This window comes from Endozoicomonas arenosclerae, from assembly GCF_001562015.1.
Lineage (GTDB): Bacteria > Pseudomonadota > Gammaproteobacteria > Pseudomonadales > Endozoicomonadaceae > Endozoicomonas_A > Endozoicomonas_A arenosclerae.
Map to the genome: position 1 here is coordinate 19,549 of NZ_LASA01000160.1, position 11,042 is coordinate 30,590.

Annotated in this window: 8 protein-coding genes and 6 tRNA genes; 11 read left to right on the plus strand and 3 right to left on the minus strand. The window is 45.3% G+C overall.

Annotated features, from left to right (window positions below; all coding sequences use genetic code 11):
* The first annotated feature begins 2 nt into the window (after window positions 1-2).
* From WG89_RS24375 to WG89_RS24405, 7 genes are all read left to right on the plus strand, one after another.
* The gene (locus tag WG89_RS24375) at window positions 3-914 is read left to right on the plus strand and encodes an SDR family NAD(P)-dependent oxidoreductase (protein ID WP_062270302.1); all 912 of its coding nucleotides are present in this window, start codon (window positions 3-5) and stop codon (window positions 912-914) included.
* 129 nt (window positions 915-1,043) lie between these two features.
* A tRNA-Ala gene (locus WG89_RS24380) sits at window positions 1,044-1,119 on the plus strand.
* 43 nt (window positions 1,120-1,162) lie between these two features.
* Window positions 1,163-1,238, plus strand: a tRNA-Glu gene (locus WG89_RS24385).
* Window positions 1,239-1,246: 8 nt separating this feature from the next.
* Window positions 1,247-1,329: transfer RNA gene (locus tag WG89_RS24390), tRNA-Gly, on the plus strand.
* Between the two features lie 34 nt (window positions 1,330-1,363).
* Window positions 1,364-1,439, plus strand: a tRNA-Gly gene (locus WG89_RS24395).
* 378 nt (window positions 1,440-1,817) lie between these two features.
* Window positions 1,818-1,893: transfer RNA gene (locus WG89_RS24400), tRNA-Ala, on the plus strand.
* 39 nt (window positions 1,894-1,932) lie between these two features.
* Window positions 1,933-2,008: transfer RNA gene (locus tag WG89_RS24405), tRNA-Glu, on the plus strand.
* A gap of 62 nt (window positions 2,009-2,070) precedes the next feature.
* On the opposite strand, the gene WG89_RS24410 is transcribed toward WG89_RS24405, so the two are convergent.
* Window positions 2,071-3,873 (minus strand): long-chain-acyl-CoA synthetase, encoded by a 1,803-nt coding sequence (locus WG89_RS24410; protein ID WP_062270303.1) that lies wholly within the window; start codon window positions 3,871-3,873, stop codon window positions 2,071-2,073.
* Window positions 3,874-4,148: 275 nt separating this feature from the next.
* Between WG89_RS24410 and WG89_RS24415 the strand changes: the two genes are divergently transcribed.
* Window positions 4,149-5,189, plus strand: a complete 1,041-nt coding sequence (locus WG89_RS24415) for an AraC family transcriptional regulator (protein ID WP_062270304.1) — start codon at window positions 4,149-4,151, stop codon at window positions 5,187-5,189.
* A 282-nt stretch (window positions 5,190-5,471) separates the two neighbouring features.
* The gene (locus tag WG89_RS24420) at window positions 5,472-7,073 is read left to right on the plus strand and encodes a patatin-like phospholipase domain-containing protein (RefSeq protein WP_172806910.1); all 1,602 of its coding nucleotides are present in this window, start codon (window positions 5,472-5,474) and stop codon (window positions 7,071-7,073) included.
* Here the strand turns inward: WG89_RS24420 and WG89_RS24425 are convergent.
* Together WG89_RS24425 and WG89_RS24430 are read right to left on the minus strand one after the other, a co-directional pair.
* A complete protein-coding gene (locus WG89_RS24425; RefSeq protein WP_153301801.1) occupies window positions 7,067-7,912 on the minus strand; it encodes a hypothetical protein in 846 nt (281 codons plus the stop codon). The two genes, WG89_RS24420 and WG89_RS24425, sit on opposite strands and share 7 nt — an antisense overlap.
* A 324-nt stretch (window positions 7,913-8,236) precedes the next feature.
* Window positions 8,237-9,622 (minus strand): hypothetical protein, encoded by a 1,386-nt coding sequence (locus tag WG89_RS24430; protein WP_062270307.1) that lies wholly within the window; start codon window positions 9,620-9,622, stop codon window positions 8,237-8,239.
* 299 nt (window positions 9,623-9,921) lie between these two features.
* Here WG89_RS24430 and WG89_RS24435 point away from each other — a divergent pair, with 299 nt between their 5' ends.
* Together WG89_RS24435 and WG89_RS24440 are read left to right on the plus strand one after the other, a co-directional pair.
* A complete protein-coding gene (locus tag WG89_RS24435) occupies window positions 9,922-10,443 on the plus strand; it encodes a hypothetical protein (protein WP_062270308.1) in 522 nt (173 codons plus the stop codon).
* A 137-nt stretch (window positions 10,444-10,580) separates the two neighbouring features.
* Window positions 10,581-10,922 (plus strand): transposase, encoded by a 342-nt coding sequence (locus tag WG89_RS24440; protein ID WP_062270309.1) that lies wholly within the window; start codon window positions 10,581-10,583, stop codon window positions 10,920-10,922.
* Window positions 10,923-11,042 lie beyond the last annotated feature (120 nt).

Below are 11,042 nucleotides of genomic sequence, written 5' to 3' on the forward strand. Positions count from 1 at the left end.
TAATGGCTCGATTAATACTGTTTGCAGTTCTTGCGTTTCCCTGGGTTCTCTATGCCTCTGACGCCAGAAAGGTGGTTGTGGTGACAGGGGTGTCTTCCGGTATAGCTCAAGCTGTGGTGGAGCGGTTCGCACGGGATCCTCAATACAAAGCGTATGGAACAACCCGGAAAGGCTCGATCACCGGCTCTCAGGATGATGGCTATATATTGGTGCAAATGGATCCGGGTGATACTGAATCCGTAAAAAATGCGTTCAAGAAGATCATAAAGGCAGAAGGTCGGGTTGATGTTCTGGTCAACAGTGCCGGCTATATGGTGCTGGGTTCTGTAGAAAGTATTGATCCTGATGATCAGCTGTTGAAGCTTTTTAACGTTAATGTAGTGGGTTATGCCAGGACTACGCAGGCGGTGGTGCCTGTGATGCGTGAGATAGGTGGCGGTAGAGTCATTAATGTCACCAGTATTCAGGCTCTGGAGCCTCGTGGTTTGCAGGAAAGCTATTCCGCTACACGTTCAGCGGTTGAAACCATGTCTATGGGGCAATCAAGCTATCTCAAGGATGACAATATTGATGTGATTGTGTACGAGCCGGGAGCAACACGAACAGGCATAATGAGTTCTTCTCCTCAGGGTTCTATTAAGGTCAAGGGAGATAAGACTTTGCCGCTGATGTCTGATTTTGTTGAGATGCTGGATAAGCGATTGGGTCAGGGGGTTCCTGCCGATGAAGTGGCGGAGCAGATCTTTGCGCTGGCTGATCAGGTGCAGCCGGATTTCAGAAACTTCGCTACTCCGGCAGTTCAAGGGCGTGCAGGAGCTGTTTACAAGGATCCTACGGGCAACACTCTCAGGGCTCTTGTTCGTGATAAGTATGAGAAGTTTGTTAATTCCGTTAAGGATAAGTTTCAGAATTGATTCAGGGAAGTTGACAAGGAGCGGGTAAGTCCATAGAATTCTGCCTCGTTCGCTGGTGCAGTCAGCCACTTTACCGAATCAATCGCTTGATTCAAAAGAGAAAAGCTGCATAATTAAGCGCTTGATTTTGGGGCTATAGCTCAGCTGGGAGAGCGCAACACTGGCAGTGTTGAGGTCAGCGGTTCGATCCCGCTTAGCTCCACCAAGATTGATACTCTCCTTTTTTAAGGAAGTATAAAAGATAGTGTGTCCCGTTCGTCTAGTGGCCTAGGACACTGCCCTTTCACGGCAGTAACAGGGGTTCGAGTCCCCTACGGGATGCCATATAAATTGTGGGAATAGCTCAGTTGGTAGAGCACAACCTTGCCAAGGTTGGGGTCGCCTCAGAGTTAAAGAGTGAGTCTCGTTTTCCGCTCCGGACTTTAAAGAGGTCCTAAAACATCTTTAGTGCGGGAATAGCTCAGTTGGTAGAGCACAACCTTGCCAAGGTTGGGGTCGCGAGTTCGAGTCTCGTTTCCCGCTCCAAGTTAAAAAAAGCCAGTCAGTAGACTGGCTTTTTTTATGCGTGAAGAAAATGTGCGTAGCCTGAACTTAAGAGTGTACAACCTTGCCAAGGTTGGGGTCGTCTCTTTATAGCAAGGGCGAGTCTCGTTTCCCGCTCCAAGTTAAAAAAGCCAGTCAGTAGGCTGGCTTTTTTTATGCCTGTAATAAAGTTAATAAATGATGCCAAGCGTTATACCTCATACCGTTCGCACTGAGCTTGTCGAAGTGCATGATAAGAATCCTTCGACAAGCTCAGGATGAACGGAGTATGTATGAGCACTTACGCTGGGCTGTAGTGAGTTCAGTAAAACCAACTACTTGATCGATCGGAAAATAACTGCATAATACGCATCAGATTTTGGGGCTATAGCTCAGCTGGGAGAGCGCAACACTGGCAGTGTTGAGGTCAGCGGTTCGATCCCGCTTAGCTCCACCAAATCGACACTTTCTTGATGAAGTGTGAACAAGATAGTGTGTCCCGTTCGTCTAGTGGCCTAGGACACTGCCCTTTCACGGCAGTAACAGGGGTTCGAGTCCCCTACGGGATGCCATTTAAAGAAAAAACCAGTCCATTGTGACTGGTTTTTTCGTTTCAGACTCTATCTTTTTTGATTCAGGCTTTTTTCTCAAAAGGCTTGATACTGATCTTCTGCAGTGCCTCGGTGCTGTACTTCACATAAGTCTTTTCGACAGCATCCTGCACATAGAGCTCATCTTCAAACGAGTCTGGACAATAACCCTGCTTCTGTAGATCGACCTTGCGCAACTTGAATGTGGCTGTCAGATCTGATTGTTCAGCAATACGAACAAAGAGTGGCATGGCATATTGGGGCAGAGCACCGCGGGCTTCATTATAAAATGCTTTGCCATCGAACTGTTCTCCATTCTTAAGTTGTATAGCAGCCATTCCAGCCCGACCTTCATGATCAGGGACTGCAACCCCGTATATGTTAATCAACTCTGCCGGTTCAAAAGAGGATAGGGCGTCACTGACTTCGGTGGTGGAGACGTTTTCGCTTTTCCATCGGAACGTGTCACCAATACGATCGACAAAGTAGTAGTAGTCTTCTTCATCACGGCTCAAAAGATCACCCGAGCGGAACCAGGCATCCCCTTCGGTAAACACGTTTCTAAGTATTTTCTTTTCAGTGGCCTCTGCATCGGTATAGCCTTCGAAACGACCTGCTCCCAGGCCTGGGATATTCAGGATCATTCCCAGGGCTTCGCCAACTTCTCCTGCTTCCGCTTCAATGTGGAAGCCGTTCTCGTCTTTCACATGGCAGTCATTCTCAAGGTCATATTTAACCAGACGCAGGTTGGATTTTTCCCTGAAGGGAATGCGACCCACACTGCCGGGTTTGCAGTCAACATTAATGATGCCGCAATTGGCTTCAGTAGCCCCCCAGCCTTCGTAGATCTCAACCTCTCCAAAACGTTCAATAAAACGCTGCCATACTTCAGTGCTTACACCCGCACCCGTCATGCGTTTAAGCGTATGTTCTTTGTCGTTAGGTTGTTCAGGCTGATTAACCAGATAGCGACAGATCTCGCCAATATACTGTGTTGTAGTGACATTATGCTGTCGTACATCATCCCAGAATCGAGAGGCAGAAAACTTTCTTTTCAGTACGATACTGGCATTGGAAGACAGGGCATTGGATACCAGGGACATACCTGCTGCGCCATGGAACAGGGGGAGGATGCAATAGAATACATCTTCATCGGTCATGCCCAAGAGCTTGCTCCAGCCGTCACCAACACCGAGCCAGCGCATATGGCTGATAATGGCGGCTTTGGGGAGGCCTGTAGTACCAGAGGTGAAAACATAGAATAGAGGTGTTTCACCAATGATGTTCTTTCTGAGCCCTTCAGGAAGATTGTTTCTGCTGACTTTTTCCAGGGCGGGGGTAATGGGCTCTGCACCTTTGGGGATGATCCGGTTTTCTCCGTCTGGTAATGCCCAGACTTTAATATCGGTCACTGACTCAGCAACCGTTGTGTAGAGTTCTGCGCATTCGGTACCGAGAAACAGGCATTTTGATGAGGTTTCCAGAAGCGCATGAGATAGGGCTGCACCTCTTGCCTGGGTGTTAATCAATGCTGCAGTAATACCTGCTTTAGCGAGACCCAGCCAGGCATAGAAAAACTCTGGACGATTCTCAACCATTACTGCCCCGGTGTCACCGGGATTGAGTCCGGTGGAGAGTGCCAGTCGACTGTATTGATCGGCCTTTTGATTCAATTCAGAAAAGGTAACCTTCTCGTCCCTATAAATGAGGAATGTCTTGTTTGGATAGACTTCAGCCAGTTCTTCAAAGCGATCGCTGACGGTGTAGCTTTGCTCCGGAGTGTGTCGGGTAGCACCTGCGCCTTGCAGGTCCAGTCGTGCCTGGGTGTCTTCTCTTGAAACGGTCATCGTTATTGTTCTTCTGTTTGATCTGTTTTTAGGGTGAAGAATCTTTCATTGCCGGTTACGAAAGATTTTCAGTCGCTCATGGCTGTTGGTGGCTCATGGCAGCTGGTTGTCCTTATGGCTATCTTATGAATCAGGCGTGAGGCTTCAATAGCCAAAATAATCACAAAGGCTGTTCATAATTATCACTTTTGCTTTAATATGCATGCATTATATAGAAAGTACTAACTCTTTCTGAGCGATGTCAGTGAAGTAATAAAAAGAATGAGTGGTCTGTTATGCAGCGACAAATGCCGTCACGGTTTGCACGATCCCTGTTAAAGCTCTTGCGTGAAGAGGCTCATCGCAGTCTTGCTCTTGAGTTGTCAGGAATTGCCAGTGAGCAGCTGGAGACTGAGAATATTGCTCTGGATGATTATTGTCGTTTATTTCATGAAGTCGTCTATCAGATTCAGGCTGAGCTGCATGGTGATGAGGCTGATAAGGTCCGACGATTCAGTAGCTATCAGTTGCTTCTGGAGTCAATGACACAAGCCGAGACGTTGAAAGATGCTCTCGACAAGGCTGACTGTTTTTTTCAGCGGATGAGTTTTTCCAAGGCTGCAATTTCTTTGGAGGTAGAGGGAGCATCGGCGCTTTGGGTGTTTGAGTTTCCGCAAAGTACCTCCGAACGATTTGATGCCTCGCACTTTTCAATGGATGGCTTTGGCTGGCTTCCTGGTCTGATGGGGTGTTCTACGGCGCTGTGGATCTGGTGGAATATTGCTGGCTGGTTGATCGGTGAGCCTATCTCCCTGGAAGAAGTCCGCTTTGATGCTCCCTGGCCTGAGAGGATCAGTCAGTATGAGGCTTTGTTTGATGCAACTGTTACCTGTAATTCTCCTGTCTCTGCTTTACGATTCGATTCATCCTTTCTCGACAGGCCTGTCATTAAAAACCAGAGAGATGTTCAGCAGCTTATGTTGAACTTCCTGCAGGGGTTGTTTGATGTTCGATACAAGGATCGTTCTCTCTCGGTAAAGATTGAGGAGCATCTGGGAAGTCATGAGGGTGAGATGCCAACTCTGAAGTCACTGGCTGGGTCGTTCAATATGTCTGTACCCACACTGCATCGCCATCTTCAGAAAGAGAATACCAGTTATCAGGCATTGAAAAATCAGTACCGCCGTAAACGAGCAGAAGAAATGCTCATGACAAGGCGCCTTTCTATTTGTGAAATTGCTGTGCAGTCGGGCTTTTCTGATGCAGCTGCGTTCCACAGGGCATTCAAAAAGTGGACGGGCATCACTCCCAATCAATACCGGCAATCACTGGCCTAGTGCAGCCAAGCGTTAATGGTCATACATACTCCGTTCATCCTGAGCTTGTCGAAGGATGCAGGTAATGCACTCCACAGGCTCAGTGCGAACGGTATGGGATTTAGAGCTTAGCTGTACTAAGTCAGGCCCCTAGAAATAAACCAGGATTGTTCGCCCTGTATTTTCTCGCTTTGGCTATATTGACTCTTCTCGTTCTACTATCAAGAAGAAAAAATCATGAGCTGGAGATTGCTGTTATTCTCTGTTTGCCTATTCAGTTCGGGGATCCAGGCGGGTGCTCTGATGCTCTATTCGCAGTCAAAGGACTTTCTTTCTGGCTTCTCTGCAAAAAAGGATCAGCAGGCTTCAAGTTATGACCTGTTCGAACAGGATGGAGCTGATCAGGCAGGAAAGCTGGGTGTCTGTATTTCTGGGGGTGGTAGCCGTTCAATGGCTTTGGCCAGGGGGCAGATGGCTGTACTGAGAAAGTACGGTATTGAAGAACAGATCAAGGATCTGTCACTGGTCTCGGGAGGCGCCTGGTTTGGCGTCAGCTATTACAGCAGTGAGCTGGATGATCGGCAGATTTTGGGAACATTGGTCGAAAATCCTGAAGAGTTAACTGTTGGAATCGAGGAAGAGCATCTTACCTGTAGTAAGGGGTGTGAAGTCAGTGATTCTGATGCTGGTCAGCCTGTAAACAAAAGTAATCTTCATGTTTTAACCAACAGTAGTCTGGGTAATGCTCATAAAGAATTTTCTAACTTGCCCGGCTTTTTGGTGTCTTTTGTAGTGGGGACGTTCTCAAGATGGTTGGATGGTTCCCATGTCTGGAGTGAGTTTCTGAATCAGAGTCTGAGTGGGCAATTCGAAGCACCGTTGAATAATGATTTTTTTGTCCGCAAAAAAGCTGAGATGAGCATCATAATCAATGCTCTGCTTAAGAAGGGTGAGCATTACTATCCGTTCGAGGTTCTACCTGAAAAAGTCAGAGTGCGTTCTTTTATAGATGGGTTTAAGTCTGAGTATCTTGATCATTCCGAATTTGGCTGGGTAAGCAGAGGGGAGGGTGGTGAAGAGCAACTGACTCTCATGAGAGTACAGGATGCTCTTGCAGCCAGTAGTGCAAACTATGCCAACTTCGTATGGGGGTCTTTAACCTACTTCGTGCTTCCACAATTCAAGTTTGCTCTAAAAAATCCCGGTGGTGGTGCTAAAGATGATTCAAGCTATCAATTAATAGACAGTGGGTTTCTAGACTATCTGGGCATAATGCCACTGCTGGCCAGACGATCCGATCGCATTATTGCTTTCATCAATACGGATATTCCAATCATATACAAGGGTACAAAAGAAAATGGTCTTCTAGTCGGGCTGGAGAAAGCGCTGCCTGCATTATTTGGAATACAGCCCGATGAAAAGCTTATCGAGGAACAATACATTTTGATGAAAGATTCTGCCCGAAGAAAGGAGTTTAAGGCGTTGACCCGAGGGCAGGTGTTCGAATCCGATTATTATGCCTGGCTTGCCGAACAGTTCATGGAAAAGAAAGCGGCGGGGGAGCCTACGATAGTCTTGCAAAAAGGACTGAGGGTTCTGAAGAATGATTTTCACGGTATTCAGGGGGGTCATCATGTTGATGTGCTTTGGGTATACAATGATCTGCCCGGTAAGTGGTGGAGGCGGCTTGACCGGACTGTTAGAGATTGCATTGAAGGTAATGTTATAGGGAACTGGTTCCGGGGGTGCTATACCACCTACACCCGCTTTCCTCATTACAGTGCGATTATGGATCTTCACCTGCCCGCCTTTCAGGCAAACCTCCTTTTTCATCAAGCCTCCTGGGCGTTGGAGGAAGCTGAAAGGGCTGAGCAAGTGTTAAGCGGTTTCCTTGGACTTCACTGATCATCCAGAAGGACAAATATTTCTTCAGTTTGTTTTACACAGCTACTGTTTTGCGGGGCTGATGCAAGGTCAGGGCAGTGTTCATGATCATGGTTGCCAAAGAAATAGGGAATCCAGGAGGTTGAGGTAGTATAAGCGTTCATCCAGATCAGTCCGAAGAAGGCCAGTTCTTTCAGATCGAGCATAGCTCCCCCGATGCTTGAGGGCCCTCCTCTAAGGGAGCTGTAAGCGGCGAAGGCATGGGGGGTTTCAATTTTTAACTCGTAAATGGTGCTTAGCCCATCTACTGTTGTCTCTTGAACGCTGAATTCATGATCATGATGGGTGTTACTACTGTGAAGGCCGTGTTTATATATTTCAATTGTGTTCCAAGTCATTCCTGCCGTCATTGCCGGAAAGGCGTAAAAACTATCTGACTTTTGGAATGTTGTCCATATTCGCAGATATAGCATGCTGTGAAAAAAAATCTCAACCAGATTGCCGCCGTTATATAGGGCGTAGGTCATGAGTTCTGAAAAGGAGTAATCGGGGTGCAAATAGATGTCATCTTTGATGAGTATTATCGGGTAGCCCGGTGTCTCAATGGCCCGGCTTGTGGATGTTGCTATTTTTGATTGGGCCAGGCAGTCAGGAAATGGGGTGTTTTTTGAAGGCTTTTCTGCTGTTGACCTGCAGGTATATTCCAGAATGTTAGGGGGGATAAAAACCGTTTTTTCCATAAAAGCCCCTTCCTTTGTTTCCAGAATGGTCTTGCATTCCAGGTGTTTAGGGAAATGGAAGGGGTCGTAATGATGTCGGTCCCTCATGGCTTCATGACAGCTTTCGTGGGTCTTGCTCATCTGAACAGTGTCATCAGCGTGCACAGATGTTTTAAATAACAACCCAGAAAATAAAATCAGCGTCATGAATCTAAAGGATTTTTTATCTGTTCTTTTGGCCGCTTTGTTAAATGATTTATAGCAGCCCAAGCGTCCAGCAAACCTTGGGAAAGGGTTCATCTATACCTCTTTCTTATTAGATGAAAATGATATGAAAGAAAGCGTAGACTCTTTTTGGGGGTTGTAAAAAAGAATGGTTCTTATTTTTATTGTTCTTGGAAAGAAAGTGCCCCTTCAATCAAAGAGCTCTTGAGATACAGTTGAAGGGGGGTGTGGTAGTTATGGCTAATTGCTATATGGCATCGAACCAAATTGTTTAAGAGCAGGCTCTCTTTGCTTCAAATATATAAAGTGGTACGTAAGAGTCAGAGTTGTGATCCAATTTCGAGCCATGAAGTCTTCAATATCATTTAAAAGATTGTTTCGGCTGATAAAGCCTTGGTTGCTGTCATATTCATAAAATCCAATTGTGCTTTCTATGGGTTTACCTGTTACCAGCTCAAATGCCTCGTTGAAAATGTACTGTGGTATCATTGTTTGGAAAACGCGCCAAGTGTTGGTGCCCATTGTGAAGAGTACAAAAGTTTTAAAGTAGTGATAGTACATGGCGAAGGTGGTGTACTTCTCAATAGTTGGGAGTTGCATCTCCAATATAGCGCGAAGGTTGCTTTCTGTCTGCTCATCAAGGGTCCTGCGCCTTGGAGGTGACCAGTAGTAGTGTCCTCCATATCCGTAAAACTCATCTCTAGTTTGAGGTATCCTGTTAATTTCTTCTGTTGCGGTTTTAAGTGCTTTTGAAAGTCCTTCTTTCACCATTGTTGTCATCCGGTTCATTTCATTCAATGATAGTGGACCTACAATTTTATCAAAAACATGCAGTTTCATGAGTTTGTCAAACCGGTTAATATCCACTAGAACTTTTGGCAGTTCATAGGCTGAGTGGCTCGTTCCAATTGCATACATACCCTTTAAAGCCTGTTTGGTGACATGAACTTTTGCCAGCCTTTCTGGGTATGGGTACTCAATGACATTGCTGAACCTCACTAACTTATCGGCTCCAATGATCAGAAAAGTGATGCCTGCGGCTAAAATGGGAGCCCAGTCTGGCCCAATTGTGTTTGCCAATAGAAATGCACAGACTCCAAACATTAAAACATATCGGGTGTTGAAAAGGCCGCCAGTTCCACTTGAAGCGACTGTAGGGGATGGATAAGTACTAGCGATCTGTTTGAAAGGAGAAGGCCCGTGGGTTCCTGATTCAAGCGCTATTTTAAGCAATTCCGGGGAAACTATTTTTGCAGAGACCGTTATATTAGCGTTATCAGTCGTAACGATGGGCACTGAAATCAGTTCATGTGTGCCTTCTGCCGGTAGGTCCATATGGTGCAGACTGTTGCCAATAGGTGAGCAGACAATACTCTGGTGAAAGTAAGATTTAAGATACCTTGCTATTGCACTGGAGGTTTTGTGACTGCCTGGGAATCCAGTAAATCCATTGCCTTGATAGGTCGCTGTTGTTAGGTACCAATAGGAATTTAGTGGGTTTTTATGCTGGCTGTGACAAAGGAAGTAATCATGATCGATTGCTTTTTCAGAGGGCTCTTCAAACGCCAGGGTTAAAGTACTTATTCCAAGAAAAAGGAATAGTATTGATCGGTTTATTAATCGCATTTCCTCTCCAGCTATTTCTGACCAGGGTATTTCTCAAAGCTATCTTGATTTTGTTAAGGTGAATTACTTTTGGTTTTTATTGTTTCCAAGATTCTGGAGGTGAGAATAGCTGAAGGTAATATGATTTTATTTAAGATTTATTCGAATAGAGAAGGTTGAGCTTAATTTACCCAGTGTGAATCGCATTGGGCAGGTGTTGTTGGTTGAGCGCTTGCTTTTAAAATTTTAATTAGCTTTTTGTGAACTAATCTTGGTTTTATCTGTCTGAGACAATACTTTAATTAAAGGAGTTCTTTAAAGTGAAACTTTTAAAACGTTTGTGTCTTGCTTTTAGCCTTGTTATGGCTTTTGCTGTTTCTGTTCAGGCAGAGCATTATAATAATGATGTTATTGAGTCGGAGGACGTCTGGTTAAAGACAGATGATGGTTCACTTATTGATACTAGTTGTGATTATGTCCTGGAAACATTTGATGATGAGTGCAGTCGCTACATTAAGGATGCAAACTCTGAAGCTGAAGTCCCAGGGTGTCCTCATCGGATAAAAACACTTGCTACACCTCGAGAGCTAATTTTTAGCCTTACAGGAGAAGAGGCAGAGATGTTCGCATCTCAAGAGAATCCTGTAAAAAGCCTTTTCCCTGAATATAATGTAATATTTCGTATCCCTGCTGGCTATAATTACCATGCCCAGCTCTTACGTATAAATCGAGAGCCTCAATTGCTGAATAGTAATTCGGGCAGAGAAATGAATAGCTTTTATCATAATTTCACAATCAAGAAAATCTGTCCAGAATCTCTCGGGTCTGGATTAAATCAATAAGTGCAATCGACCTGATGTTCTATTGTGATCCAGCTACAGGTGTATTCTGTAGCTCTCACAGTCAGAGAGAAAATATTAAAGATTTGATCTTCCCCCGCTTTAGTGGACACCTCATTACTAACTGAATGAGGTGTTAAATGGGAACCTACAGACCCGATAAACCGACACGCCGTTTTTCCAACGAGTATAAAGTCACTGCTGTTCGCATGACCTTCAAACCTCATGCTTTGATCAAGGATGTAGCAAATTCACTGGACATCCATCCCTTTATGTTGTCCCGTTGGCGCAAGGAATATTTCGAGGGCAAACTTGTGGCTGATGAACGCAAAATCTCTAAACAGTTAAACCGCATTTCCAGAGAAAAGGAGCTTACTGAAAGCCAACGCATCAAGAAGCTGGAAGCGCAAGTTGCTGAACTGAAGAAGGAGAATGATTTCCTAAAAAAGTGGGAGAAGTTTCTCGCGGAACAACGCAGATAAAATTCGAGTTTGTAGAACACCATCATAAACGTTTTGGTATTAGTTTCCTCTGTAAGCGGCTGGATGTCTCCTGTAGCGGGTTCCATGCCTGGCGTGATCGCACTCCCTGCTTAAGGAAAC